The 25769-nt window shown below is 47.9% G+C and carries 26 protein-coding genes and 1 pseudogene; 13 read left to right on the top strand and 14 right to left on the bottom strand.

The window, feature by feature from the left end; translation table 11 throughout:
* The 4 genes and pseudogenes from K6G33_RS00855 to rpmG form a co-directional block, all read right to left on the bottom strand.
* Window positions 1–74: pseudogene (locus tag K6G33_RS00855) on the bottom strand (50S ribosomal protein L11); the annotation flags it as partial.
* Window positions 75–170: 96 nt separating this feature from the next.
* Window positions 171–698 carry a transcription termination/antitermination protein NusG gene (gene nusG / locus K6G33_RS00850; protein ID WP_296775193.1) on the bottom strand — a complete coding sequence of 176 codons (528 nt, stop codon included), beginning with the start codon at window positions 696–698 and terminating at the stop codon, window positions 171–173.
* Window positions 699–725: 27 nt separating this feature from the next.
* Window positions 726–959, bottom strand: coding sequence for a preprotein translocase subunit SecE (gene secE / locus K6G33_RS00845; RefSeq protein ID WP_296775190.1), 234 nt, complete (start codon window positions 957–959; stop codon window positions 726–728).
* 15 nt (window positions 960–974) lie between these two features.
* Window positions 975–1124, bottom strand: coding sequence for a 50S ribosomal protein L33 (gene rpmG / locus K6G33_RS00840; protein ID WP_164163891.1), 150 nt, complete (start codon window positions 1122–1124; stop codon window positions 975–977).
* A 374-nt stretch (window positions 1125–1498) separates the two neighbouring features.
* Between rpmG and K6G33_RS00835 the strand changes: the two genes are divergently transcribed.
* Both K6G33_RS00835 and K6G33_RS00830 read left to right on the top strand, forming a co-directional pair.
* On the top strand, window positions 1499–2242 hold the full coding sequence (locus K6G33_RS00835; protein WP_296775186.1) for a glycosyltransferase: 744 nt from the start codon (window positions 1499–1501) through the stop codon (window positions 2240–2242).
* Window positions 2243–2286: 44 nt separating this feature from the next.
* A complete protein-coding gene (locus tag K6G33_RS00830) occupies window positions 2287–3906 on the top strand; it encodes a dockerin type I domain-containing protein (RefSeq protein ID WP_296775184.1) in 1620 nt (539 codons plus the stop codon).
* Window positions 3907–3980: 74 nt separating this feature from the next.
* Here K6G33_RS00830 and K6G33_RS00825 read toward each other — a convergent pair whose 3' ends face one another.
* The 3 genes from K6G33_RS00825 to K6G33_RS00815 form a co-directional block, all read right to left on the bottom strand.
* Window positions 3981–4685, bottom strand: a complete 705-nt coding sequence (locus K6G33_RS00825) for a ComF family protein (RefSeq protein WP_296775183.1) — start codon at window positions 4683–4685, stop codon at window positions 3981–3983.
* A gap of 132 nt (window positions 4686–4817) precedes the next feature.
* On the bottom strand, window positions 4818–5933 hold the full coding sequence (locus tag K6G33_RS00820) for a class I SAM-dependent RNA methyltransferase (RefSeq protein ID WP_296775180.1): 1116 nt from the start codon (window positions 5931–5933) through the stop codon (window positions 4818–4820).
* A gap of 20 nt (window positions 5934–5953) precedes the next feature.
* Entirely contained in the window at window positions 5954–8638 is a 2685-nt protein-coding gene (locus tag K6G33_RS00815) for a transglycosylase domain-containing protein (protein ID WP_296775178.1), read from the bottom strand.
* 190 nt (window positions 8639–8828) lie between these two features.
* On the opposite strand from K6G33_RS00815, the gene K6G33_RS00810 reads away from it, so the two are divergent.
* A complete protein-coding gene (locus tag K6G33_RS00810; RefSeq protein WP_173449752.1) occupies window positions 8829–9170 on the top strand; it encodes a hypothetical protein in 342 nt (113 codons plus the stop codon).
* Here the strand turns inward: K6G33_RS00810 and K6G33_RS00805 are convergent.
* Together K6G33_RS00805 and K6G33_RS00800 are read right to left on the bottom strand one after the other, a co-directional pair.
* The gene (locus K6G33_RS00805) at window positions 9165–9758 is read right to left on the bottom strand and encodes a flavin reductase family protein (RefSeq protein WP_296775175.1); all 594 of its coding nucleotides are present in this window, start codon (window positions 9756–9758) and stop codon (window positions 9165–9167) included. The two genes, K6G33_RS00810 and K6G33_RS00805, sit on opposite strands and share 6 nt — an antisense overlap.
* On the bottom strand, window positions 9751–10578 hold the full coding sequence (locus tag K6G33_RS00800) for an EFR1 family ferrodoxin (protein WP_296775173.1): 828 nt from the start codon (window positions 10576–10578) through the stop codon (window positions 9751–9753). The genes K6G33_RS00805 and K6G33_RS00800 overlap by 8 nt, the downstream gene beginning before the upstream one ends.
* Before the next feature lie 187 nt (window positions 10579–10765).
* On the opposite strand from K6G33_RS00800, the gene K6G33_RS00795 reads away from it, so the two are divergent.
* From K6G33_RS00795 to hemW, 10 genes are all read left to right on the top strand, one after another.
* Window positions 10766–11071, top strand: coding sequence for an STAS domain-containing protein (locus K6G33_RS00795; RefSeq protein WP_296775171.1), 306 nt, complete (start codon window positions 10766–10768; stop codon window positions 11069–11071).
* A 214-nt stretch (window positions 11072–11285) separates the two neighbouring features.
* Entirely contained in the window at window positions 11286–11723 is a 438-nt protein-coding gene (gene spoIIAB / locus K6G33_RS00790) for an anti-sigma F factor (RefSeq protein WP_296775170.1), read from the top strand.
* On the top strand, window positions 11713–12372 hold the full coding sequence (locus tag K6G33_RS00785; protein ID WP_296775167.1) for a sigma-70 family RNA polymerase sigma factor: 660 nt from the start codon (window positions 11713–11715) through the stop codon (window positions 12370–12372). The genes spoIIAB and K6G33_RS00785 overlap by 11 nt, the downstream gene beginning before the upstream one ends.
* Before the next feature lie 64 nt (window positions 12373–12436).
* Window positions 12437–12988, top strand: coding sequence for a SecY-interacting protein Syd (locus K6G33_RS00780; RefSeq protein WP_173449758.1), 552 nt, complete (start codon window positions 12437–12439; stop codon window positions 12986–12988).
* A 152-nt stretch (window positions 12989–13140) separates the two neighbouring features.
* Window positions 13141–15003, top strand: coding sequence for a cellulase family glycosylhydrolase (locus tag K6G33_RS00775; RefSeq protein ID WP_296775164.1), 1863 nt, complete (start codon window positions 13141–13143; stop codon window positions 15001–15003).
* A 221-nt stretch (window positions 15004–15224) separates the two neighbouring features.
* The gene (locus K6G33_RS00770) at window positions 15225–15680 is read left to right on the top strand and encodes a hypothetical protein (RefSeq protein WP_296775161.1); all 456 of its coding nucleotides are present in this window, start codon (window positions 15225–15227) and stop codon (window positions 15678–15680) included.
* Between the two features lie 124 nt (window positions 15681–15804).
* Window positions 15805–17607 carry a translation elongation factor 4 gene (gene lepA, locus K6G33_RS00765; protein ID WP_296775159.1) on the top strand — a complete coding sequence of 601 codons (1803 nt, stop codon included), beginning with the start codon at window positions 15805–15807 and terminating at the stop codon, window positions 17605–17607.
* 16 nt (window positions 17608–17623) lie between these two features.
* The gene (locus K6G33_RS00760; RefSeq protein ID WP_296775156.1) at window positions 17624–18049 is read left to right on the top strand and encodes a hypothetical protein; all 426 of its coding nucleotides are present in this window, start codon (window positions 17624–17626) and stop codon (window positions 18047–18049) included.
* Window positions 18050–18051: 2 nt separating this feature from the next.
* The gene (locus K6G33_RS00755) at window positions 18052–18396 is read left to right on the top strand and encodes a hypothetical protein (RefSeq protein ID WP_296775154.1); all 345 of its coding nucleotides are present in this window, start codon (window positions 18052–18054) and stop codon (window positions 18394–18396) included.
* Entirely contained in the window at window positions 18393–19484 is a 1092-nt protein-coding gene (gene hemW / locus K6G33_RS00750) for a radical SAM family heme chaperone HemW (RefSeq protein WP_296775152.1), read from the top strand. The genes K6G33_RS00755 and hemW overlap by 4 nt, the downstream gene beginning before the upstream one ends.
* Window positions 19485–19532: 48 nt before the next feature.
* Here the strand turns inward: hemW and K6G33_RS00745 are convergent, their stop codons facing one another.
* The 5 genes from K6G33_RS00745 to K6G33_RS00725 all read right to left on the bottom strand — a co-directional run bounded on the left by K6G33_RS00745 (window position 19533) and on the right by K6G33_RS00725 (window position 25726).
* A complete protein-coding gene (locus K6G33_RS00745) occupies window positions 19533–20447 on the bottom strand; it encodes a hypothetical protein (protein WP_296775150.1) in 915 nt (304 codons plus the stop codon).
* A 157-nt stretch (window positions 20448–20604) separates the two neighbouring features.
* Window positions 20605–22224 (bottom strand): lysine--tRNA ligase, encoded by a 1620-nt coding sequence (lysS, locus tag K6G33_RS00740; protein ID WP_296775147.1) that lies wholly within the window; start codon window positions 22222–22224, stop codon window positions 20605–20607.
* An 18-nt stretch (window positions 22225–22242) separates the two neighbouring features.
* Window positions 22243–22713: a transcription elongation factor GreA gene (gene greA / locus K6G33_RS00735; protein ID WP_296775145.1), complete on the bottom strand. Its 471-nt coding sequence runs from the start codon at window positions 22711–22713 to the stop codon at window positions 22243–22245.
* A 362-nt stretch (window positions 22714–23075) separates the two neighbouring features.
* A complete protein-coding gene (locus K6G33_RS00730; protein WP_296775143.1) occupies window positions 23076–24260 on the bottom strand; it encodes a S41 family peptidase in 1185 nt (394 codons plus the stop codon).
* A gap of 68 nt (window positions 24261–24328) precedes the next feature.
* The gene (locus tag K6G33_RS00725) at window positions 24329–25726 is read right to left on the bottom strand and encodes a murein hydrolase activator EnvC (RefSeq protein ID WP_296775142.1); all 1398 of its coding nucleotides are present in this window, start codon (window positions 25724–25726) and stop codon (window positions 24329–24331) included.
* Window positions 25727–25769: the final 43 nt, after the last annotated feature.

The raw sequence follows: 25769 nt of genomic DNA, 5'->3' as shown, positions 1-25769 counted from the left end.
CCAACAGGTGGTGCAGGAGTAGCCTTTCCTGCTGCGATCTGAAGCTTAATGTAGCCAACTACTTTCTGTGCCATGTATTCGCACCTCCATAAATGTGGTAAATGGCGAGGCAAGAATTATTTTACCTCTCCCACTGAACCCCTAAGCTAATGGGTTCTTTTTGACCTGAATTAATCCTCTACCAGAACTACCTGGCTTATAGGCAGGGTAGTAGGAGTTTCACGACCGAACATAGATACAAGAAGATCTACTGAGCGATCGTCGAGATTGATGTTCTGAACAACGCCGATGAATCCGTCCATAGCAGTACCCGAGATACGCACACTATCGCCGACCTTGAAATTGACGGTAACTGATGCTACCTCAATACCGAAGAGCTTCTGAACTTCCTCTTCCGAAAGGGGAGTAGGCTCTGAAGCGGGTCCGACGAAGCCTGTACAGCCTCTGGTATTTCTAACGACGTACCATGAGTCATCGTTCATTATCATTTTTACGAGAACGTAGCCCGGATAGGTCTTGCGTTCTACTTCCTTGGTTTTGCCGTCTGTGATCTCAGTAGCTTTTTCTGTAGGGACTCTGACCTCTTGGATAAGTTCATGAAGCTTACGGTTTTCGACAACCTTTTCAATATTCTGAGCTACCTTATTCTCATAGCCTGAATACGTGTGGATAACATACCACTTTGCTGCTTCTGACATAATATTCCTCCTGATCTCCTTTAGAAATTAGCCTGCGTTATAGATAAGACGCAGTACGAAAAGAAAGCACTGATCGATGATTCCAACAAGTGCAGCTGAAGCGACTATAACGCCCACAACAACTGAGGTGTTGTTGACAACTGTCTTCTTGGTTGGCCAAACCACTTTTTTGAATTCGATTTTGAGGTCCTTGAACCATTTGCGGAGTTTTCCGCCTTCCTTTTTCTCGGACTTCTTTTCTGAAGTTGTATCTTTAGCCATAAATACCCCTTCCGATTACTTTGTTTCCCTGTGAAGAGTATGCTTTCTGCAGAACTTGCAATGCTTCATCATTTCGATTCTGTCAGGGTCGTTCTTCTTGTTTTTCTTGGAAACATAGTTGCGCTGTTTGCACTCTGTGCAAGCTAAAGTAACCTTTACTCTCATATCGGCACCTCCTGAATTAGTACTTCCTTCGTTACCGAAGGTAGGTTGTTTGCCTCCCTCGCACCGGGACAAAAAAATAGACCCCCAACGAGGTACTTCCATTTTAACATATATAATTGTAGTTGTCAAGCATTTTTTTAAAGTTTTTTAAGATTCAGCAATTAGTGGTTAGTCAGAGAGCTCAGCCTTTAGCATAATTCGGAACGGGGAAGATGGAATTGATCGTGTCCGATATCACGGACGGATCTGAATATATGTAACATGAGCCTGTTGCAGGGACGAACGGTTGTCGTCCGCGCTGCTATTGACTTTTATTAATTAAAAGCTTATAATAATAGAGTATTATAGTCAACTTCGGAGGAGATGAGCCATTTATGGGTAAAATAGCTGTATCAGTGATCGTGCCTGCACATAATGAGGAAAAATATGTGGTAAGATGCATTGATTCCATAAAACAGGCGGCTTCTCGTGTAAAGTGCGGTGTTGAGATCATCGTTGTATGCAACAGATGCACCGACTTAACGGCAGAGCTTGCTGCTGAAAACGGTGCGCGGGTCATTTCAGATGAGAGCAGGTGCATAGCATCTGTGCGAAATGCAGGCATCAGGGCTGCGCAAGGAAGGGTGATAATGACCATCGACTGCGATAACCGCATGACTGACGGGACTATCCGTGAAGTTCTTGGTATGCTCAACAGCAGAAAGTACATTGGCGGCGGAGCGCCCATTCGCTTCGAGCGTTATTCGTTTCCGTTATGGCTCAATGATATGATGTGCCGTGCAGGTTTCGGACTGACGGGACTGTACTGCGGTATATTCTGGGCTGAAAAGTCAAGCTTTGAGGCTGTGGGAGGCTTTGCCGATAAAAAGGCAGGCGAGGATATCGCTACTGCAAAGGCTCTGAGAGCATACGGGAAGTCGATTGGCAGGAGGTATGGCTGTCTGAAGAAAAATCACCTCATCAATTCCACAAGGAAGTTTGACGATATGGGAGACTTGCTGTATTTCAAGCTCATATTCAGAAATGCAGGCGCTCTGATAAAAGCTGCCTTCGGAGACAGAAGCGGCTATGACAAGCTCATGGACGAGCTTTTTTACGATTATAACGACAAAAAATAAATTCTGCCGAGACTTCGGCAGTTTATTATATCAGGGAGGTAAGTATGAAGCTTAATAGAGTAATATCAGCAGCTATCGCAGCTTTTATCATGGCAGGTTCAGTTCCTGCGGCAAGTACAGTCGGCGAGGACATAGTTAAGACAGATACTTTCGGCTATTCCACAGTATCGGTAGGTGACGTGATATACCGAAAGTACAGCGATCACGTTGAGCTATACAGCGGTAAAGCTGCAAAGGACGAGATCACAGTGGAGACGAATATTTCAGGACTGCCCGTGACTGTTATTGACGAAACTGCTTTTGACGGTTCGGCGATAACCTTTATAAAGCTTCCTGCAAGTGTTGCCGAGATAAAAAAAGACGCTTTCAGGAACTGCTCAAAGCTTGACGAGATAGAGATATACAACTCGGAATGCAAGATATATGACAGCGGAGATACAATATGCAATGCAGCTGCTGCGGACGGCAAAGCATCAAGATATAACGGAATAATCCGCAGCTACAGAGGTTCAATGGCTCTCGATTATGCAATGAGGTACAACTACATAAGCAGAACTATCAGGAATGAGCAGCCTGTCTTAACAACTACTTCTGTTGCTCCGGCTCCCATGACAACGACAACGAGTACGACTTCCACAACATCGAAGCCCACTACCACGACTACAAGTAAGACTTCCACAACATCGAAGCCCACTACCACGACCACAAGTAAGACTTCCACAACATCGAAGCCCACTACCACGACTACGAGTAAGACTTCCACAACATCGAAGCCCACTACCACGACTACGAGTAAGACCTCCACAACATCGAAGCCCACTACCACGACAACGAGTACGACTTCCACAACATCGAAGCCCACTACCACAACTACGAGTACAACTTCCACCACAACAACTTCGACAACTACTTCCACTACCACAAGCAGAGCAGCTCAGCAGGGAAAGCCTGAGTTCAGACTCAGCCGCACAGAGGTCTATTTTGAAGATGCTGTGGGCAGAAAGGAACAGCTCGTTATATCCGTTGAAGGCGCGGACAAGCTCTACTGTGATACATTATTATATGTATACTACGACAAGCGCTTGAAGATAGGCGAGATCAAGAAGGGTGCGGCTATAGACGAGCTTACCGCTGTAAATGTAATGGGCGATACAGGGGACTTCGTTGTGCTGAGCACCAGCGGTAAGGCTGACCTCGGCAAGGACGGCGTAATGTGGACGATAGATGTAACTCTCCCTGATGACTGCAAGGCAGGGGACGAGTTCACCTTTGAGATTGGAAAGTCCAAATACGGCAAGTTACAGCCGCTTTTCAGCAATTATGCGTATGACGAAAAGGCAGATGCCATGACAAAGTACATATTCAGCAGTGGTCTTGATAGGGGAGGTATAAAGGTTCTTGCAAACCTTGATTATATTCTCGGCGATGTAAACAATGACAAGTTCGTTGATGCAGTTGACGCATCGACGGTCCTCAAGGAATACGCATTGCAGTCCATTGGCGAAGCATCTTCATTCACTGACCCACGCCAGAACAAGGCGGCTGACGTAAACAGCGACGGCTTTGTGGATTCGTCAGATGCCTCGGTGATACTTGCGTTTTATGCAAATCTGTCAGGCAGCGACCCGATATATGACATAAAGGAATTCCAGAAAAAGAGATGATAAAAGCCCCGAAGTGTTTTGCGATGCTTCGGGGCTTTGGTTTAGCTGTTCAAGATGTTAAAACCGCAGTTTTATTATGTTTTGGGCTGAGCATTTTGCGATACTCGTTCAGAAGTTCCTTTGGGATCATTCCTGTAGGTCTTACAGCAGCAGGCACATCTGACAGAAGCTGCGCCGTTTTTCTTTATGACAGAGGTTATCTCGCGGAGAGTGCTGCCCGTTGTGCATATGTCATCGACCAACAGTACACGTTTGCCTTTCAGTCGGGAGGGATCGGCGGTAAAAGCGTTCTTTAGATTCATTGTTCTGGAAAGTCTGTCCAGCTGCTTCTGTGCCTGAGTAAGGCGTGTTTTGGAGACTGCCTTTTCATCGACGGAGATATCGAGCTCCCGTCCGACCTCACGGGCTATAAGAACTGCCTGATTGAAACCTCTGCGCCTTATGTCTTTTCGGTGCATGGGTGCAGGGATTATAACGTCGATACAGTCTGCGATACCGTCGGCTTTTATCCTGTCAGCCAGAGCTCCGCCGAGTGCATACGCTGCATTTCCGTCCACGCCGCGTTTCAGGAGAAATATTGCAGGCTTAGAAGTGTCGTCATATCTGAAAGCGGCAGTAAAGCTCTCAGCGCCTTCAATGCTAAGACAGTCATCATAAACGTTCAGCTTATCGGAGCAGTCTGTGCAGAATCTGTCCATAGCTCCTATTATGCAGCCGCATATGGGGCATCGGGTCGGGAAGAACAGGTGCAGCAGCCTTCTTTTTAATGCATATCTCATATCATCACCTAAAATGAAAGCTCCGCGAAAAACGGAGCTTTTAGTTTTGCAAGCAGTATGTTGGTCTGTTTTGAAAGAGGGAACGCCTTGCAAATGAAAGCGTTCCCTTAAATGGCTCTATGAAAATTATAGTTAGAAGTACATATATAACTGACACTTTATCATGCCGTTGTAGAGCTTTCTGCGCTTGTGTGCTTCCGCGCCGAAGAACTTCTCGAACTCCTCGTGTGGGGAGATGATGTAGCTCTGTTTGCTGCCGCCCTTTCCGAGGACTCTTCCCATTTTGCGGTATATGTCCTCAGCCTCTCTCAGTTCGAGCAGTCGCTCGCCGTATGGAGGGTTGCAGATGACTATTGAGTCCTCAGGCTGAACGAACTTCGTTATATCAGCCTGTTCGATCTTCAGCCTTGACTTTATGCCTGCCTTGTGAGCGTTATCCAGCGTCAGCGCTACGGCTGCGTCGTCGATATCAGCGCCTATTCCGTGAAATTCAGCGGTTCTGTCAACGCTGTCGATAGCTCTTTTTCTTTCTTCCTGCCACAGCTTCGGATCGAAGCAGCTCCATTTTTCAGCCGCAAAGCGTCTGTTGATGCCGGGAGCTATTTTCAGCGCTTTGAGAGCAGCTTCTATGAGGAGAGTACCGCTTCCGCAGAAAGGATCGCATACTATTGAGTCGGGACGGACTCTTGCAAGGTCGATGATGCCTGCTGCGAGAGTCTCCTTGATCGGTGCGGCGTTGGAATTTCTCCTGTAGCCGCGCTTGTGAAGTCCCACACCGCTTGTGTCGAGGTAAATGGAAACCACGTCCTTGAGTATGCTGAACTTTATCTGCACTGTGGGACCGCTTTCGTCGAACCAGTTTATACCGTACTTGGATTTGAGCCTTTCAACTGCCGCCTTTTTTACTATAGACTGGCAGTCGGGAACGCTGTGAAGTGCAGAGTTGAGGGAGTATCCCTTTACAGGAAAAGCGTCCTGTGGACCGATGTAGCGTTCCAACTCCACAGCCTTAACGCCCTGAAAGAGCTCCTCAAAGGTCGTGGCTTTGAATTCGATGAGCTCAACAAGAACTCTCTCTGCGGTAGAAAGGCAAAGATTGGCGCGGGCGAGGATATTCTCGTCGCCCGTGAAGCTTATCTTTCCGTCGCTGACTTTCAGGTCAGTACCGCCTATTTTTTGTATTTCATATTTTAATACGCTTTCCAGCCCAAAATGGCATGGACAGCACAATCTGATCTTATCGTTCAAAATATCACCTGTTATCAATATTAAACGCCGCCTGCTGCGTCACCGCCGCCGCCTGCTGCATCGCCGCCGCCTGTGTAACCGCCTGCGTCACCGCCGCCGCCTGTAGCAGTACCGCCGCCTGTGCCGCCGCCTGTAGCGTCGCCGCCGCCTGTGTAACCGCCTGTGCCGCCGCCTGTTGCATCGCCGCCTGTGTAGCCGCCTGCACCGCCTGTTGCGTCGCCGCCTGTAGCAGTACCGCCGCCTGTGCCGCCGCCTGTAGCGTCGCCGCCTGTAGCAGTGCCGCCGCCTGTAGCAGTGCCGCCGCCTGTAGCAGTACCGCCGCCTGTAGCAGTACCGCCGCCGTTGCCTGTGGTGCTGCCGCCTGTCTGTGAATTATTCGAGTAACCGTGAGCGCCTGCGCAGTATGGAGGAGAATAGGTATCTGTAACTTCCGACTTCCAGTAGCCTATCGGACCCTTGCCGCAGTACTGTCCTGCGATCTGGTTTGTAGAAGTACACATAGGAGCTTCGATTACAGACTTGACTGAGTCGAAGTCACTTCCTGTATCAGGGTACATCGTATTAGCGTAATCACCGATGATGTTCTGCCATATCTGAGCTGAATTGATGCCTTTAAGTTCAAGCGAAGGAGTCTTGTATTTATAACCCATGGTCATACCGCTTACGAAATCGCGTGTAAGACCTACGAAGCACTCGTCGTACCAGTCCTCGGTAGTACCTGTCTTTCCGACTACGACCTTGTTGGTGAGTCTTGCGGCAGTACCTGTACCGTTTTCAACAACGTTTTTGAGGAGTCTGTTCATTACCCATGCGGTCTCGTCAGATACGGCAGGTCTTGGGTTGCCGTTGTTCTGGTAGATTATCTGCTGAGTGCTGTCCTCGATACGTGAGATTATGTGAGCCTCGTTATAGATACCGCGGTTTCCGTAAGGGAGATAAGCGTTTACGAGGTTTTCGAGAGTTACACCTGTATCGAGTGAACCGATGGTCAGAGGTGAGTAGTTCTTATCTGCGGGATCGAGCTGTAAGCCGAGCTTTTCCGTAGCGAACTTGTATACGTTATCTATGCCGAACTGTTCGCAGAGCTGAGCAGGAACAGTATTGAAAGACTTCTGGAGTGCGTAATATACAGGAAGGTTACTACCGTTACCTGCTTCTCTTCCGTAGTTGAACGGCCACATATTTCCGTCCTCGCCCTTGAAGATACCGTAGTTCTTTATAGGTGTTCCCCAGCAGATCTGACCTGTTTCGATACCGTAGCCATAGGTCGTGATAGGCTTGATAGTTGAACCTACCTGTCTGCCGTCTGCTTTACGAACAGCGTAGTTTGTGCCGAGAGAGCCTACCTTTGGTCCGATATCGCCGACTGCACAGAGCACCTCGCCCTCGTAGTTCAGAGCGACGAAAGCGATATGCGGGAGGTATTCCTCTGCTACGCCGTCAGGGCTGCCGTATGGCTCCATGTCGGCGTATTTGCGTACCTGCCAATCAGGTACTATATTGTTTATGTCGAGGAGCTTATCCTCAACATGCTTCTGCATTCTTGCATCGTAGGTGGTATATACCTTATAGCCGCCCTTCTGGAGCTTTTCCATAGCCTTGTCGTATTCGAGATCGAACTTGTCCATGAATATCTGTACAGCTTCATAGTAAGTCGCATCGACTACCCAGCTGTAAGAACGCTCTTCCTCTTCGAGCTTCTGAGCTTCCTCCTCCGGGTGAGCCTGTTTGTATTCCTCTGAGTCTCTGAATATGAGCGGAGCAGCTATATACTGCTGGTATTCATCGTATGAGATAACGCCGTTCTCATAGAGCTTGTAGAGAACGTATTCCTGACGGGGCTTGTTATTTGCACGTCCGTCGATAAGCAGGCGCTTGTTCGGGTCGTCGTCCTCATAGTACTCAACGTAAGGGCCGTATTCCTCAGGGCTCTTAGGGATAGCAGCGAGAACAGCAGCCTCGGGGATAGTGAGGTCTTCGACGCTCTTTCCGAAGTAGTTGATAGCAGCGAGCTGTATACCGTTTGTAGCGCCGCCGAAGCTGATATAATTGAGGTATTCCTCAAGTATCTCGTCCTTTGAGTAGGTCTTTTCCAGCTGCATAGCGGAGAATATCTCACGTATCTTACGCTGCGGGGTATGTTCGTCATCGCCCGAAAGGTTTTTGATGAGCTGCTGAGTGATAGTTGAACCGCCCTGCTCGGTATCGTAGAAGTGAAGGAACATATTTGCGAAAGCCGAGAATGTACGCTTGTAGTCAACACCGTCATGAACGTAGAAACGCTCGTCCTCGGTGTAAACGAAAGCGTTGCGGACGTGCTGTGGGATTCTTTCTATGCCGACAGGGATACGGTTTACCTGGTTAGGCACCCAGTGTATGACAGAAAGCTCAGGTTCGCCTGTTTCGGGATTGAGCTCGTCACCGTAGAAGTAGGTATCGCTTCCCGATTCCAGCTCCTGGATAGTAATATTTGTTGATTCGTCCATAAAGTTGAGGACGTAGACAGTCAGAGCCGTTGTAACGATAGTACCCGTTATAATGCATACCAGCGTCAGCGAGAGCAGCGTGGTAGCGATAACAGTCATCAGCTTTTTGAAGATGATGAAAGGCTTGCTGTGTTTTTTCTTTTTCTTTTTTGGTGGTGTCTGACGTTCGGCAGGTCTGCTGCTGAACTGATCGGAAGGTGGGTAATTTTTATCTTTCATTTTGCAAGAATGACCGCCATGAAAGAGGCGGCAGCTCCTTTCAAATATATTTTTGCATATAAATATACATTATACATTATATCACTTTGATGCGTAAATGTTAAGGCTTTTCCGAAAAAATCGGCATTTTGTATAATATAGAAAAATCGGGCGATAATATTTAAGGATAATTCGGCAAAGGAGTGATATAATGACGCTGAAAAGTGCGAAAATGATTTATTTTACGCTTCTTACAGCAATAACGGTATCGGGGTTCATAACGGTATGCACATTGGGACAAACAGTGCGCAGACACAATCTCGAAACACGGCTGGCAGCAGCTGCCATTGAGCAGGAGGAAGACCCTCTTTTCACTGTCCGTGAGAGCGGGGGAAGGGCTGCGGTGTTCAGAAGGGGAGCTGAAAAGCCGTACCTGCTGATAGATGTTGACCTGCGCCTGCTTCCCGACCATGACAGGGAGATGCTCGCCGATGGGATATATTTCTCGTCCGAGAGTGAACTGAAGCGCTTCATCGAGGATATCTCGTCATGACTTTTTCTGCGGCGGCTTGCGGTGCTTCTTCTTTTTGCGGACAGAGAATCCGAAGTCGCCCAGCTTCCTTCCGAGGGCGAAGTATTCACCGTGGGCAAAAGCCATGAGACCGCACTGCTGTAAATTGAGTTTGCCCTTGCTGTCGATGAACTTCTCGTCAGCGTCTATGCCGACTATCTCGGCAAGGAACATGGTGTGAGAGCCGAGGAGCTTTTCGTCAACGACCCGACATTCAAGGCTCAGGGGACATTCCTCGATAAGCGGCGGAGCTACCTCGTGTGCAGGGACGGTATGGAAGCCGCAGACTGCCAGCTTGTCGGTATCCTTGCCGCTTTTGACACCGCAGAAGTCGGTCTCGCGGCACATAGCCGAGGTAGTGAGATTTATGACGAATTCGCCTGAATTCTTTATGATATCATGGGAATAGCGTTCGGGACGCACAGATATATAGGTCATTGGCGGTCTTGTACATACTATGCCCGTCCAGCCGATAGTGAGCACATTGGGTTCTTCCATAGTGCCGCAGGTCACGAGAGCGGCAGGCACGGGTGCGAGAAGAGTACTGCCTTTCCAGAATTGTTTAGCCATTTTTTCTCCTTTTGTATATCTTTGGGTCAGGGGTGTGGATATCGGTATTTTTTTCGTTCAGGAAGTGTTTGTACTTACTGAAGTTGTACTTTGCTTTGGAAGCGCCTGCATTGCCGTAATTTATGGCTTCGGCAGGACAGTTCCCGATACACGCCATGCAGTGTGTGCAGTTGTCGCTCCATACGGGTCTGCCGTCCTTTATGGAGATGTTATTGAGGGGGCACACCTGCACGCATCTGCCGCAGGTCACGCATTTGTCAGTAGCGGCGAAGTCCTTTGCCTTGAGCTTGAGTTTGCTCCAGACAGGATTGAAGGGCAGTGTGATGGCTTTCTCAAACATATAGACGTGACGGGAACGGAGCATCTTGCCTTTTGCGATATTATCGGCGATGCTGCCGACCTGTTCGTAAGCATTGAGCAGGCGCTGCTTTATTTCCTCGCCCGACTGCATGGGATAATGCCCGATGAAGTAATTTCTCGGCATAACGACTTCGCTGCACCCCATGTAACGAAGTCCCTTCCTCTTTGCCAGCTTTTTCGCAAGATAGCTCGAAATACCGCTGTAGCCGGCACTGCTCATGATGAAGTATACTTTATCAGAGCCTGTCAGCGGGAGCTTTTTGAGGTAAGCGCTGAGAAAACGAGGCATCTCACATATATATACAGGAGCGCAGATCACAAAGGGCTTGTCGGAAGCGACAGGCGAGAAGTCCTGCTCTTTTATCCTGTTTATGAGGTTCAGAGAACTGTCACCGAGCCTTTTTGAAAGCTCCTTTGCCAGAAATTCGGTGTTTCCCGTAGCCGAAAAGTATAAAACCATATTTTCCCCCTGAAACATTTTTAATCGGTCATAATAACACATACTACATTATATCACCAAAGGGCGAAAGTTTCAATTGTTTTTGAGAAAAATAAACACGGGCGCGGTTTCGACAAATTTCTGTCGGCTGCGGTGGTATAATAGGGCATAAAGAGGCATAAGCCGTCACTGAAAAGGAGGAAAGGCGATGAAAATAGACATAAAAAGTGAGAACGGTTCAGCAGTTGCGGTGCTCAGCGGTGAAATAGACCACCACAATGCAAAGGAACTGCGCAGTGAGCTCGACCGCTACATAATAACAGCCCAGCCCCGTGAGCTTGCCATAGATCTCGGCGGTATAACGTTCATGGACAGCTCGGGCATCGGGCTTATAATGGGACGCAGCAAGCTGATGCGCGAGTGCGGCGGCAGGCTTGAGGTACACAATCCTCAGCCGTACATAAAGCGCGTTCTGAAGCTTGCAGGCATAGAACGCATAGTGAAGATACTGTAATGTAATAAAGCCGTCAGCCCTTAGCCGCAGAGTGACGCTGCCACCTTGCCATGCTGCGGACTGAGCCGTCTCGCTCACTCTGTACGAAAACTTTGATTTGTTTTCGTTTCGGCACGATATGCAAATATAACATGAACTTGCAAATACGGGCTGCCAAAGGCAGCTCCTGCAATAGCTGAAGACTAACGGCTGACTGAAAAAAGGAGAAAAAGCAATGGAAATACTGAATGAGATAAAATTCACCATGCCGTCGCTGTCTGTCAACGAGAGCACGGCAAGGGCTGTCGTGTCGTCGTTTCTGGTGCAGGCAGATCCCACAGTGGAGGAGCTTTCCGATATAAGGACAGCTGTCTCCGAAGCAGTTACGAATGCGGTAGTCCACGGCTACAGGCATAAAAAAGGCAATATCGAGCTGACAGTAAGGCTGCTGCCCGAAAGGATAATATACATAAGAGTAAAGGACAAGGGCTGCGGGATAGCAGACGTGGAGCAGGCAATGGAGCCCCTCTTTACTACTGCTCCCGAGGAGGAGCGCTCGGGACTGGGCTTTTCCGTCATGCAGACCTTTATGGACAAGCTGAAAGTGAAAAGCGCTCCCGACAAGGGGACTACCATAACTATGCGCAAAAGGCTGTCGGAACATGGAGACTGAGACAAAGAAGCCTCTTGCCGAGGAAAATCTGGGACTTGTCCACCTTTGCGCGAACCGTTTCCGCGGACGTGGGATAGAGTACGAAGACCTGTATTCCGCAGGCTGTATCGGGCTGCTCAAAGCTGTGAAGGCGTTCGACAGCGGCAGGGACGTGAAGTTCTCCACCTATGCCGTTCCTGTGATACTGGGAGAGATAAAGCGGCTTTTCAGGGACGGTGGAGTTATCCGTGTCAGCCGCAGCCTGAAGGAGCTGGCTATGCGTTTGCAGCGTATCTGCGAGGAGTTCCGTCAGCGCGAGATGCGCGAACCAACTATAGCCGAGCTTTCACAGCTTTCGGGGGCAGATGAGAGCGACGTTTCAGAAGCGCTTTGCGTTAGCCAGCCGCTGCTGTCACTTACTTCCGCTGATGACGACGAGGGACAGACCGATATCCCTACCGAAGCTCCCGATGAGAACATAACCGACCTCCTTGCACTTCGGCAGATAATGTCACGGCTCGCCCAAAATGACCGCGTTCTGCTGGAGCTCCGCTATTTCAAGGGGCTCACTCAGTCAAAGACCGCAAAGGCTCTCGGTATGACGCAGGTGCAGGTGTCGCGCCGCGAAAAGAAACTGCTGAACTATATGCGTGAGGAGCTGCTGAAATAGGGCGATTGACTTTGGCGCTGTGTGCTGATATAATAATAAAAAATCAGTAAACGGAGGAAACGCCATGTCAATGAAAGAAGCATTCGATACCTACTTTGAAAAAGCCGCAAACGCTGTCATTTTTCTCAGAAAAAAGCCGTATATCGAAAAACTTAGCCATATGGGACTGTATCTGAACGATACTCTTGATAATGAGGGCTATGCGGAATGGACACCCGTTTTGCAGGATAAGCCTGTGGACTTTGCCAAAGCCGAAAGCATACTGGGATTCCGTGTATCCGAACAGATAAGGGAATATTTGTCGGTATACCGGTTTCTGCCCCTTGACGGGCATTTTGACAGCGAGCTCGGCACTATAGGGGTGACTCTTGATATGCTTGTTCCCGATACCGATATATCGGAGCTGCTTGCGGTAAACTTCAATTTCGAGGACACGAATTACCTTAATGAGCACAATTGGCTGAAAATAGGAGGCTGCTCCATAGACGGCGACGACGGATGGCTGGTAATGGCAGATAACGAGTCCGACGAGGTACTGGCAGTTCAGTCCGTTGACAGAAAGTCGGTGCACCTTGCAGATTCCATAGAAGAGCTGTTGATAAAAATGGAGCTGTGATACTCTCTTTTGATTCAAACTTTTTCTTTGCATCGTGAAAATATGATAAAAAGCTGCAATTATTGCGGAAACACGCAAATATCGTTGACAACCGTGTAAAAAGAGGTTATAATGAAGTTATCATATTTTTGCTGAAAAGAGAGGGAAAAAACATGGCAACATCAATTTTAAAGAAGCTCGTTGCATCAGCTTCAGCCGCAGCATTAGTATTTGTTCCTACAGCAGCTCAGAGCGGCGATACTAATGTCGCAGTTGCTGTAGATGACTGTCACGACGACTGGCTCCATGTCAACGATAAAGCACAGATCGTTGATATGAACGGCAACGAGGTATGGCTCACAGGTGTAAACTGGTTCGGCTACAACGTAGGCAGCCAGATATTTGACGGTGCATGGTCGGCAAACGTTCACCACTGTCTTGATCTTATCGCAGATCACGGCTTCAATCTGCTCCGTGTACCTATGTCTACAGAGATTCTTCTCCAGTGGAAGGCAGGAAAGCCCGATCCAATAATCAAGCTCAACGAGTATAAAAATCCTGAGCTTACCATAGAGGGCGTTGAAGGCGGTACACCTATGTACAGCTTTGACATCTGGAACAAGGTAGTTGAATGGTGCAAAGAGGACGGCATCAAGATAATGATGGATATCCATTGCGCTACCACAAATTCCGCTGGTCATAATTTTCCGCTCTGGTACGATAATAACTTTTCCGAGAAGGACTGGCTCGATGCACTTGCATGGTTCGCAGACTACTACAAGGACGACGATACCATTATCGCTATCGACCTGAAGAACGAACCCCACGGCAAAAAGGACGAGGGCAGCTTTGCAAAATGGGACGGTTCCTCAGATGCCAATAACTGGCGCTACGGTGCTGAAAAGGGTGCTAAGGCGTGCCTCGATAAGAACCCTAACCTCCTCATAATGGTAGAGGGTATCGAGGTTTACCCGAAGATCGAAAAGGGATTCGACTGGAATTCACCATCTACTGACTATGCTCACTACGGCGAGTCCGAGTATCAGCCGTATTACGGCGCATGGTGGGGAGCTAACTTCCGCGGCGCAAAGGATTTCCCTGTAGATCTTGGTTCAAGCCAGAGCCAGCTCGTATATTCTCCTCACGACTACGGTCCGTTTGTATATGAGCAGGAGTGGTTCCACTTAACAGGCACAAAGCCAAACTGGACAAGCTATAAATTCGACGAGGAGTCTCTCCTTAAAGAGTACTGGTACGACACATGGGCATATCTTGTTGAGGAGCATAAGGCTCCGCTGCTCATGGGCGAATGGGGCGGCTTCATAGACAAGGAGAATGACCCGTCAGGTGCAAATACTCACTGGCTCACAACTCTGCGTGACTACATGATAAAGAAGCGTATCCACCACACATTCTGGTGCTTCAATGAGAATTCATCGGATACAGGCGGACTTATGTATGATAACTTCCAGAAGTGGGACGACGAGAAGTACGAATTCGTTGAGCCTTCACTCTGGCAGACAAAGAGCGGCAAGTACATAAGCCTTGACCACAAGATACCGCTCGGAACAGCAGGCAACGGCGTTTCACTGGGCGACTTCGTGGCTTCAGGCGAGGGCAGCAATATGGACGGTGGTAAAAATGGCAGTGACCAGCCTAAGATCACTACTACTACCACATCTGCGACTATAACGACTACTTCAAAGCAGACAACTACTACAAGCAATACCACTACTACAAGCAATACCACTACTACAAGCAGTACCACTACAACAGTTACTACCGAGGTCAAGGACGTTAAGCTCGGCGATGCTAACTGCGACGGAAGCGTTGACATGGGTGACGTTGTTCTCGTAATGCAGAGTCTTGCAAATCCTGACAAGTACAGCATAACTGGTACTGAAAAGACACATATCACTGTTCAGGGTCAGAATAACGCTGATATCCCCGGCACAAGCAAGGGAGTTACTACCGAGGACGCTCTGGCTATCCAGGAGTTCCTCCTCGGCAAGAGATCTATCGCCGGAAAAGCATAATTGATACTATGTGTAGGGGCGGATATTATCCGCCCTTATTTTTTATCCGTCAATTTTTTGTATGATTTAATATTTGTTAATTACTATTGTATTATTATTTATTTAAATTTAAAGAACTTGACAAACAGCAATATCTATGCTATAATAATAACTGTAATTTAGTGCACTTTTTACAAAACATACCAATTTTAACATTACTAATTTAAAGAGGGTTTATATCAATGAACAAAATTAAAAGAGCATTTGTTGTTACATCAGCAGCAGTTATGTGTGCGCTTACACTTGCACCAGCAGTATCAAATAATGTATCAGTTTTCAGTGAAAATACACTGACCGCATCAGCATCTGGTAACTATGATACATATTTTCAGCAGTATCCTGAGCCTACAAGAGCAAATGGATACTATAATCCTTACGCTTGTAGCGATGAAGTAAAATGGATTCAGTCAGCTATTAACTTCGTTATCGAAAATCTGAATTTTGACAGAAGTAAAAGGCTGATAGTTGATGGATACTATGGTCCGAACACAATAAAGTCAGTTAAATATATTCAGGCTAAGGTTTATAAAAATATTGGTGCAGTAGATGCTGACGGTTATGCAGGCAGAATTACAGTTCGCAAGATAAACAGACTTATTGATAAAGCTATAGAAGAACATAACAACAGATATAGATAAGTTTTAATAAAAACTGAGGGCGGACTTTGTGTCCGCTCTTTTTTATGCCGCAAAACTCTTTACAAACCGCGCCGTTTCTGTTATAATTATCATGAGTAAATATGTTTTGAAAAGAGGTAAAACATTGGCTAACGATAAGATCAGAAATTTCTGTATTATAGCACATATAGACCACGGTAAGTCCACACTTGCCGACCGTATCCTCGAAAAGACCGAAACTGTCGCTATCCGCGATATGGAGGATCAGCTTCTCGACAATATGGATATCGAGCGTGAGCGCGGCATCACTATCAAGGCTCGTGCGGTACGCCTGAAGTATACTGCCAAGGACGGCGAGGACTATATCTTCAACCTCATCGACACTCCCGGTCACGTTGACTTCAATTACGAGGTGTCACGTTCTCTCGCTGCCTGCGAGGGTGCGATCCTCGTGGTCGATGCTTCACAGGGCATCGAGGCGCAGACTCTTGCGAATACCTATCTCGCTATCGAGCACGATCTCGAAGTCGTCCCCGTTGTCAACAAGATAGACCTGCCCTCGGCTGACCCCGAGCGCGTCTGCAACGAGGTGGAGAACGTCATCGGTATCCCTGCTATGGACGCTCCGCGTATCTCTGCGAAAATGGGCGTGAACATCGAGGAGGTTCTCGAAAGGATAGTTACCGATATCCCTGCGCCTAAGGGTGATCCCGAAAAGCCCCTCAAAGCGCTTATTTTCGACAGCTATTACGACTCCTACAAGGGCGTTATCATCTACGTCCGCGTAAAGGAAGGCAAGGTTAAGGTGGGAGACAATATCCGCCTTATGGCTACAGGAGCTGTTTTCAATGTTGTTGAAGCAGGCTTTATGGACGCTACGAACCTTGTGAACAACGGCAGTCTCGAAGCAGGTGAAGTTGGCTATATCGCGGCTTCTATCAAGAGCATCGGCGACACTCAGGTGGGTGATACCGTTACTAATGACGAGTTCCCCTGCGACGAGCCGCTCCCCGGTTATCGCAAGGTCAATCCCATGGTATTCTCGGGTATATATCCTGCTGACGGCGCTAAGTACGGCGATCTCCGCGAAGCTCTGGAGAAGCTCCAGCTCAACGACGCATCGCTGTCGTTCGAGCCCGAGACCTCTATCGCTCTCGGCTTTGGTTTCCGCTGCGGCTTCCTCGGACTTCTCCACATGGAGATAATTCAGGAGCGTCTTGAACGAGAGTACAACCTCGACCTGATAACAACTGCTCCTTCGGTTATATACAAAGTCACTTTCACCAACGGCGAGGTGCAGTATATCGACAATCCTACCAACTATCCCGACCCTGCGCTCATACAGATCGCAGAAGAACCTATGGTCAAGGCGAGCATACTCTCGCCGTCGGACTATGTGGGCAATATCATGGAGCTTTGTCAGGACAGACGCGGCGTTTTCAAGGACATGAAGTATCTCGACGATACCCGTGTCGAGCTTCACTACGAGCTGCCGCTCAATGAGATAGTGTACGACTTCTTTGACGTGCTCAAATCACGCACAAAGGGCTATGCATCATTCGATTATGAGATGATGGGATATGTTCCAAGCAAGCTTGTCAAGCTGGATATACTCCTCAACGGCGAGATAGTCGATGCGCTGAGCTTTATAATCCATACCGACAAGGCTTACGCAAGAGCTCGTAAAATAGCGGAAAAACTCAAGGAGAACATTCCGCGTCAGCTCTTTGAAGTGCCTATTCAGGCGGCTATCGGCGGTAAGATAATCGCTCGTGAGACCGTTAAGGCTATGCGCAAGGACGTTCTTGCCAAGTGCTACGGCGGTGATATCACTCGTAAGAAGAAGCTGCTCGAAAAGCAGAAGGAAGGTAAGAAGCGTATGCGCCAGCTGGGTACGGTAGAAGTGCCACAGGAGGCGTTCATGAGCGTTCTCAAGCTGGACAGCTGAGAACGGGAGGCTTTATATGATAAATTATATCATTTTCGGAGCGATCGTTATGATATGCTTCGCAAGTATCATCACAGTTGCTGCCGAACCGTTTGTGCAAAGGAATACAAAGGCGGACAGAGTTCTCCGCGCTGTAAGGATAAGGCTGAGGGAGATATCGCTAACAGGCTTCTGTGTTACAGCGGCAGTCCTGCTCATATTCGGACTTGTTTTCGATGAGAATATGGGAGATATATTCGTCGCGCTGGGAGTGCTGCTGCTTACGTTGATAGTGCTCCACCCCGAGGACTTTATAAGTATGTTCAGGACACGCAGAAAGGCTAAGAAAGCTGCTCGCCTTGGACTTACACCAAAGCTTGCAGGCGAAGTTCCGCTGACTAAGCTCGCAAAAGAGCTTGAACCGATAGAAGTCGAGTCCACAGCTGTGGAAGGAAAGGAATAAATATGAGTAGTATATACAACTGCCCATGCTGCGGTGAGAAGACCTTCAATCCGCTGACAAAGGCAATGGCAGGGACAATGAGATCAAAGGGCAGAGTATGCCCGAAGTGCGGAAAACGCTGCGTGAACGGTAAGGGAGCTACGATATTTGCGGCTATATATTTCCTTATTTCATTTATATTTGTAGTCTATGTTTTCATGCACGGCAAGGACAGCGTATGGTGGGATACCCATGAGGTGCCGATAGTAATGGCGCTGATACTCAATATGTATATCGTTCCCAAGATCGTAAACGGTTTCTGCTTTAAAATGATGGAGACACTGCGCATCGACGCATACGAAAAATGAGTCTCGGTATATATATCCATGTGCCGTTCTGCGGCAGGAAGTGTTCATACTGTGATTTTTATTCGGTAAACTGGTCTAAAGCTGCTGCGGAGGGATACGCCGCGGCAGTTTTGCGTAATATACGACATTACGCGGACGATTCACAGCTTGTTGATACAGTGTATTTCGGCGGAGGAACACCCTCGCTGCTTGCGGCTTCGAAGATCGGCAGCATGATAAATGAAATAGGAAAGAGCTTCCGACTTGATGAAAAAGCGGAGATAACTCTCGAAGCCAACCCATGTACGCTCAATGCAGAGAAACTCTCGGAACTGCGAAATATCGGCGTGAACCGCCTTTCGATCGGTGTTCAGTCCATGATAGATGATGAGCTAAGGACGCTGGGACGTTTGCATACTGCGGCAAGAGCGGAGCAGGCTGTGCTCGATGCAGCTGCGGCAGGCTTTGAGAATATATCCTGCGACCTCATGGCAGCTCTTCCCGACCAGAAGCCCGAAGCACTCAGGTACTCCATTGAGCGTCTGGCAGCTTTGCCGATACAGCATATCTCCGCGTATATTCTGAAAACCGAGAACGGAACTGCTTTCGACTGCGAGGAGATAAGAAGCCGACTTCCCGATGAGGACGCTTCCGCAGAGCTTTATCTGCAAATGGTGGAACTTCTTGAAAATCACGGCTTCATGCAGTATGAGGTGTCGAACTTTGCGAAAAACGGCTTCGAGAGCCGCCATAACTGCCGTTACTGGAAGTGCATGGACTATCTCGGCATAGGTCCTGCGGCTCATTCCTGCTATAAGGGAAAGCGTTTCGCAGTCGAGCGTGATATTGCGGATTTTGTGAGCAGTCCCGTGCAGAATGTAACGGTCACGGACGAAAGCCCCTGCGGTTTTGAGGAGTTCGCCATGCTGAGACTGAGACTGAAAGAGGGACTCCTTTTGTCCGATGCGGAGGAGCACAGGGGAGAGATACTGAGAAAACTTCCGCCCCTTTTAAAGGACGGCTATGCAGAAACCGACGGCGAGCGCGTTTGGCTGACGACAAAGGGCTTTCTTATGTCGAACTCTGTCATCGAGTATCTTGTGTTTTGATATTGATAAACAGAAACGGAGCTTTGTATTCACAAAGCTCCGTTTTTGTTATGTGAGATCGTTTACTATTTTGTTGAAAACAGGGAAGTCCTTGTCGTATGTCGCCTGCATATCTTCCTTGCTTGAATTGATGAGATCCTTCGGCTTGCGGATCGCAAAATACAGATCATCAGGTATCTCGGAATCGGGAATGCCCAGACGCTGTGCAAAATCCGTATCCTTCAGATAGAAGTAGTAGTCCTTTACATGGGGATTATCGGGGTATATCTTGCTGAGATCCACAAGTGACTCCTCGGGCACAAGCAGATCGGTAACAGTTGTTTTATCGCCGATAATGACAACTCCGTCTGCATTGTTGAGGAAGGTGGTGAGCTTGTTTGTTACTCCCTTTGTGTAGTTCTGGTACTCGTCGTCGCTGTAGGGGATATAGTATACCGACACGAGGACTTTTCCGTTATTGTTGGAGTCAATGCCGAGTTCCGAGAAATAGCTTTCCAGATATACCGACGAGCTGATAGATTCGTTCGGACACAGCATGAGAATTACCATGTCAGGATTCGGCTTCGACAGCAGGTCGTATAACAGGAACGAGATGAGGAACACGAAGAACGCACCAATACCCAGCCACCACTTGTTATGGAAGAAGAAATTGCCGATCTTTTTAGGTAACGACAGCTTTATTTCCTCGGGCTGTTCCTCCTTGATGGTCTCGCTTTCATCTATGAGCCCCTGCTTCATGCGCATAAGCTCTATGCGTTCATTCTGGAGCTGTTTTTCGTATTCCTCGCGTTTTTTCTTTTCACGCTCGGCGTACTGGCGTTCGAGCTCCTCCTGCTGTTTTTTGAGTTTGTCCTCCTGCTGTTGACGGAGCTCCTTATTGACCTGGAAGACGCTTTTTTGTATATCGAGCTTTTTGTCTTCGCTGTCGGGATCGGGGATATTGGTTTTATCCTTGTCTTTCATAGATATTTCCTTTTAAGATAACAGGCGGCATTAAGGTCAGTGCTGATACAGAAGTTTTTACGTGAGATATTGAGGAAAACCTTTCCTCAGAAAGGTTCCCCCGATAAATTCGTGTAAAGTTTCTGTATAAGCACCATGCTTATGCCGCCCGAGTGTTTTATTCTTCGCTGATTTCCTGTGTATTTCTGCCATTATTAGCAGGCAGGCTCTTCATAGTCGGGAAGAGGAGTACATCTCTTATAGATGCGCTGTTTGTGAGAAGCATAACAAGACGGTCGATACCATAGCCGATACCGCCTGTTGGAGGCATACCGATCTCGAGAGCGCGGAGGAAGTCCTCGTCTGTGCGGTTAGCTTCTTCGTCGCCCTGGCTGAGAGCTTCTTCCTGAGCCTTGAAACGCTCACGCTGGTCGATAGGATCGTTGAGCTCTGAGTAAGCGTTGCACATCTCACGGCCTGTGATAAAGAGCTCGAAACGCTCAACATAATCAGGAGCATCGGGCTTCTTTTTTGTAAGAGGAGATATCTCGATCGGGTGATCCATAATGAAAGTTGGCTGAATGAGGTGCTCCTCAACATAAGCCTCAAAGAAGAGGTTGAGGATATCGCCGCGCTTGTGGCGGTCTTCGTACTCTACACCCTTTTCGTCCGCTATCTTGCGAGCTTCTTCGAGAGTCTTGATCTCGCTGAAGTCAACTCCCGAGTACTTTTTTACAGCGTCGATCATGGTGAGTCTCTCGAAAGGCTTGCCCAGGTCGATCATGTACTCGCCGTAAGGCACGCAGGTAGTTCCGCAAACTTCCTGAGCAACGTGACGGAACATATTCTCGGTGAGATCCATCATTCCGTAGTAGTCTGTATATGCCTGATATAACTCCATAAGAGTGAACTCAGGGTTGTGACGTGTATCAACGCCTTCGTTTCTGAAAACTCTGCCGATCTCGTAAACTCTTTCAAGACCGCCGACGATAAGTCTCTTGAGGTAGAGCTCAAGGCTGATACGGAGCTTTACTTCCTCGTCGAGAGCGTTGTAGTGAGTCTCGAAAGGTCTTGCAGCAGCACCGCCTGCATTGGAAACGAGCATAGGAGTCTCGACTTCCATAAAGCCCTGATTATCGAGGTAACGTCTGATAGAAGCGATTATCTTTGAACGCTTAACGAAAGTATCCTTTACCTCGGGGTTGATGATAAGGTCAGTGTAACGCTGACGGTATCTTGTATCGGTGTCCTTCAGACCGTGCCACTTTTCAGGGAGCGGAAGGAGTGACTTTGTGAGGAGAGTGATGCTCTTAGCGTGTATGGATATCTCGCCCTTGCGAGTTCTGAATACATAGCCTTCAACGCCGATGATATCGCCGATATCCCACTTCTTCTTGAATTCCTTGAAGAGGTCGGCTCCGATATCGTTTGAACGAACGTATACCTGTATACGGTCGGAAGCGTCGCGTACATCAATGAAGTTAGCCTTGCCCATATCTCTCCAGCTCATGATACGGCCTGCGATGCGGATAATATTAGCGTTGAGCTTTTCCAGCTCAGCAGCCTTCTTCTCCTCGTCATCGCCTACAGCTGCGAGTATCTCGGCTTCCTTAGCCTCGAACTCCTTCTTGTAGTCAGCAGCGTGACCTGTTACGTCATACTTTGTGATCTGGAAAGGATCCTTGCCAAGCTCCTTGAGGTCAGCAAGCTTATCCATTCTGTCCTTCTTGAGTATATTTATATCCTGCGCAGGCTCTTCCTCTGCCTGTACAGGGTTGTTTACCTGATTTTCGCTCATTTTAAGTATCCTTTCAAATTACTTGGAGATCTCAATGACCTCGAACTTCAGCTCGCCTGCGGGAGCCTCAACGATGAAGATATCGCCGACTCTCTTTTTCATAGCAGCCTTGCCGATAGGGGACTCATCTGAGATAAGACCTTCCTTAACGTTAGCATGGTTTGTACCAACGATAGTGAATGTCTGTACCTTGCCTGTATCTAAGCGCTTTATTGTGATCTTGGAGCTCATACCGATCTCATCAACAGAGATATTATCGTCATCAACGATCTCAGCATTGTCGATAGTATACTGAAGTTCGTTGATCTGAGCTTCGAGGATAGCCTGTTCGTTTTTAGCTTCATCGTACTCTGCGTTCTCGGAGAGGTCTCCGTAGGAACGAGCAACTTTAAGTCTTTCGGCAACTTCCTTACGTTTATTGATTTTAAGGTCATCAAGTTCTGCAACGAGCTTGTCGTAGCTTTCTCTGGACATCTTCTTTGTAGCCATATCAATACACTCCTTATATTATCATTTCGGGAGAGAAAGAAACCATGTACTTCCCGAAGCTTTAAATAGCATTACATATAATTATACTATATCACGCAATAAAAGTCAATAGCTGTATTTAAAAGTGTCTCACCACATAATATATGACCTCTGGTGTCCGTACAAGTTTTATTTATTGTCAATATTATACTATTGGCAGATGACTCGTTTGTGCAAAGTGTAGAATCTGAAAATTATTTTTTGAAATTCAAGGTGTTTCACTTGAATTTCACATCATTTTGTACCGTTTATGAAAACGCATATTATAAGGGTCAATCTGACAAAAAGAAAATGGGCGGAAAATTCCGCCCATGAATGCATATTTAATGTCCGAGGAGCATATTAGCGACTTCGAGCGCTTTATAGTACTGATCGTCGTCAGATCTGTCCTCGACCTCATCGGGATTATCCACAGGATAATCTGGAGTAAGACCCACGCCGTCATAGCACTCCGAAACGGCAGTGCGGTATTTTGCGACTGTGAGGACAACAGCTCCCTTAGTATTATCAAATTCGGTAGTCTGCTGCATAACGCCCTTGCCGTATGTTTTTCCGCCTACAAGGGCAGCACCTCCCACATCGCGCAGTGAAGCAGCAAAGAGCTCGGCAGCGCTGGCGGTATTTTCATTGACAAGGACTACCATAGGGATATTCAGGCTGCTCTCGTCGGAGTAAACGATAGTCTCGCTGTGACCGTCCTTATACTCGGCGGTGGCGATAACTCCCTCTGGGAGAAGCGGGTCAACGCAGTCCGAAAGAGCCGAGACCAGACCGCCACTGTTGTCGCGGACATCGAAGATTATAGCTTTTGCGCCGTTTGAGGTAAGGCGTTCCAGCGTATCCACGAACTGCTCGGGAGTATTCTTCTTGAAGCTTGTTATCTGTATATAGCCGATGCGGTCGGTTATCATCTCGCCGTTTACGGTTATCATTTCGATAGAGCGGCGTGTGAAGGTGTAGTCCTTGTCGATACCGCCGCGGCGGACGGTGAGCTTTATCTCTGAGCCTTCCAGACCGCGCATAGCTTCAACTGATTCATCAAAGCCTGCTTCAAGTACATCAATACCGTCGATAAGAGTGATGATATCGCCGACCTTAAGTCCTGCTTCGATAACAGGTGAATCGGGCATTATCTCGTCGATACGGATATAACCGCTCTCGTCCTTGCTTAGAGTCAGACCGAGACCGACGAGCTGTCCCTCGTCCTCATTCTGTTCGGCGATATATTCATCAGCCGAGAGGTAGCGGGAGTACTTATCGTCAAGTCCTGAGATATAGCCTTTTAGGATACCGTCGCTGAGCTCTGATTCGTCGATATCGCCGAGGTAGTGTTCGCGGACGTAGGAATCGAGGGTCTGCAGCGAGTTGTATTTTTTACTCTTCTCATTTACATCAATGACTTTTTTATTGAAGCTTTGAAGTGAAAAGAAGGAAGTGAGTATGAACGTTACCGCAGAAGCTATGGCGATAAGGCTCAGTGCCAGACCAAGACTGATCTTCTTGTTCATTTTATCATCGCTTTCTGACAAAAATTCGGGCAGTTGCGTGAACTGCCCTGAATCTGTATATTTTATTGTTATGGACTAACGTATCCAAGCGGATCTACACGGTTTCCGTTGACACGCACCTCAAAGTGGAGATGAGCTCCTGTTGACCAGCCTGTGCAGCCGATATATCCGATAGTCTGTCCCTGTTCAACGTGCTGACCTACAGATACGCAAGCAGAAGCAAGATGTGCATAAACTGTAGAGTATGTACCGTCGTGGGAGATGATTACGTGGTTTCCGTAATTTCCGCAGCCGCCGCACGGACAGCCTGCGTTCTTAGGGTAGTCATAGCTGCATGAATTGTAAACGTATACAACAGTGCCTGACTTAGAAGCAGTAGCAGCTCTGCCGTGGATACCTGCATCACCTACGTCGATACCGCCGTGGAATGACCCCCATCTCGGACCGTAGGTACTGGAGATGTAGCAGCAGCCGGGTGCAGGCCATGCGAAGCCTGAAGCGGAAGGTGCCGGGATATATGACGGTTCTGTATATGTAGGAGTATAGCTCTGTCCCTGCTGAGCAGCCTGCTGAGCGGCAGCAGCGTTTGCAGCAGCTCTTTCCTGAGCAAGTCTTTGCTGTTCTGCCTCATATGCAGCCTGAGCAGCTGCAGCCTGAGCAGCGATTATTTCTTCGATCTTGTTATTGAATTCTGCATTTGCAGCTTCAAGCTCTGCCTTCTGATCGGCTGCAAGAGCTTCTTCTTGAGCGATACGGTCGATCTCAGCCTGAGTCTGATGCATTTTTTCGGTGAGGTTGTCCATTTCGGCAGCTTTTTCTTCCTTACGCTTGGTCTGTTCAGAGACCTTCATTTCGAGAGTAAGCTTTTCGGATTCGAGCTGCTTCTTGTCAGCCTCCATATTGTCGATCTCGCCGAGGATATCGTTTATGAGCTCCTCGTCGTAGGTAGCGATACGGTTTACCATTTCGACTCTTGACATCATGTCATAGAAGCTTGATGTACCTACAACTACTGAAGCGAGGTTGTCGTTGCCTGAAACGTACATCGCGCAAAGGCGCTTCTTGAAGAGTTCGACCTTATCGTCGATAGCCTGCTGCTGATTGTCGATAGCCTGATTGAGGTTTCCGATATTCTCCTGTGCGGAGTTGATATCGTTGTTAAGGGTCTCAAGCTCCTGATTGAGGAGGTTGATATTGTTCTGGATCACAGATATCTGTTCGTTGAGAACAGCCTGATACTGCTGATTTTCAGCTTTATTGCCTGCGAGCTCGTCGAGCTGTGCCTGCAATTCGGAAATTTTACCTTTGTTTGCGTTGATCTGCTCCTGCATCTCAGCGATAGATTGAGCTGATGCGTTGTTGGCGTTCTTGCCTGTTGTCTTTGGGTAGACCGAAACAAGTGCAAATGTAAGAGCTGCACTCATAACACAGGAAAGAGTTTTCTTGAATATGTTTAGCTTTTCCATAATTAAGCTGCGTCTCGGAGATACTCCGAATGCACACTCCTTT

It is taken from the genome of Ruminococcus sp. (assembly GCF_024691275.1).
Lineage (GTDB): Bacteria > Bacillota > Clostridia > Oscillospirales > Ruminococcaceae > Ruminococcus.
Note: the sequence above shows the minus strand (reverse complement) of the source record. Positions and strands in the feature narration are given on the sequence as shown.

Coding starts and splice junctions, on each gene's coding strand:
- K6G33_RS00775 (WP_296775164.1), top strand. CDS start 13,141: ATGGCAACATCAATTTTAAAGAAGCTCGTTGCATCAGCTTCAGCCGCA.
- K6G33_RS00725 (WP_296775142.1), bottom strand. CDS start 25,726: ATGGAAAAGCTAAACATATTCAAGAAAACTCTTTCCTGTGTTATGAGT.
- K6G33_RS00815 (WP_296775178.1), bottom strand. CDS start 8,638: ATGAAAGATAAAAATTACCCACCTTCCGATCAGTTCAGCAGCAGACCT.
- K6G33_RS00745 (WP_296775150.1), bottom strand. CDS start 20,447: ATGAAAGACAAGGATAAAACCAATATCCCCGATCCCGACAGCGAAGAC.
- K6G33_RS00730 (WP_296775143.1), bottom strand. CDS start 24,260: ATGAACAAGAAGATCAGTCTTGGTCTGGCACTGAGCCTTATCGCCATA.
- K6G33_RS00835 (WP_296775186.1), top strand. CDS start 1,499: ATGGGTAAAATAGCTGTATCAGTGATCGTGCCTGCACATAATGAGGAA.
- K6G33_RS00810 (WP_173449752.1), top strand. CDS start 8,829: ATGACGCTGAAAAGTGCGAAAATGATTTATTTTACGCTTCTTACAGCA.
- K6G33_RS00780 (WP_173449758.1), top strand. CDS start 12,437: ATGTCAATGAAAGAAGCATTCGATACCTACTTTGAAAAAGCCGCAAAC.
- K6G33_RS00760 (WP_296775156.1), top strand. CDS start 17,624: ATGATAAATTATATCATTTTCGGAGCGATCGTTATGATATGCTTCGCA.
- K6G33_RS00825 (WP_296775183.1), bottom strand. CDS start 4,685: ATGAGATATGCATTAAAAAGAAGGCTGCTGCACCTGTTCTTCCCGACC.
- lysS (WP_296775147.1), bottom strand. CDS start 22,224: ATGAGCGAAAATCAGGTAAACAACCCTGTACAGGCAGAGGAAGAGCCT.
- K6G33_RS00770 (WP_296775161.1), top strand. CDS start 15,225: ATGAACAAAATTAAAAGAGCATTTGTTGTTACATCAGCAGCAGTTATG.
- K6G33_RS00785 (WP_296775167.1), top strand. CDS start 11,713: ATGGAGACTGAGACAAAGAAGCCTCTTGCCGAGGAAAATCTGGGACTT.
- nusG (WP_296775193.1), bottom strand. CDS start 698: ATGTCAGAAGCAGCAAAGTGGTATGTTATCCACACGTATTCAGGCTAT.
- greA (WP_296775145.1), bottom strand. CDS start 22,713: ATGGCTACAAAGAAGATGTCCAGAGAAAGCTACGACAAGCTCGTTGCA.
- rpmG (WP_164163891.1), bottom strand. CDS start 1,124: ATGAGAGTAAAGGTTACTTTAGCTTGCACAGAGTGCAAACAGCGCAAC.
- K6G33_RS00795 (WP_296775171.1), top strand. CDS start 10,766: ATGAAAATAGACATAAAAAGTGAGAACGGTTCAGCAGTTGCGGTGCTC.
- K6G33_RS00800 (WP_296775173.1), bottom strand. CDS start 10,578: ATGGTTTTATACTTTTCGGCTACGGGAAACACCGAATTTCTGGCAAAG.
- K6G33_RS00755 (WP_296775154.1), top strand. CDS start 18,052: ATGAGTAGTATATACAACTGCCCATGCTGCGGTGAGAAGACCTTCAAT.
- K6G33_RS00830 (WP_296775184.1), top strand. CDS start 2,287: ATGAAGCTTAATAGAGTAATATCAGCAGCTATCGCAGCTTTTATCATG.
- spoIIAB (WP_296775170.1), top strand. CDS start 11,286: ATGGAAATACTGAATGAGATAAAATTCACCATGCCGTCGCTGTCTGTC.
- K6G33_RS00805 (WP_296775175.1), bottom strand. CDS start 9,758: ATGGCTAAACAATTCTGGAAAGGCAGTACTCTTCTCGCACCCGTGCCT.
- secE (WP_296775190.1), bottom strand. CDS start 959: ATGGCTAAAGATACAACTTCAGAAAAGAAGTCCGAGAAAAAGGAAGGC.
- hemW (WP_296775152.1), top strand. CDS start 18,393: ATGAGTCTCGGTATATATATCCATGTGCCGTTCTGCGGCAGGAAGTGT.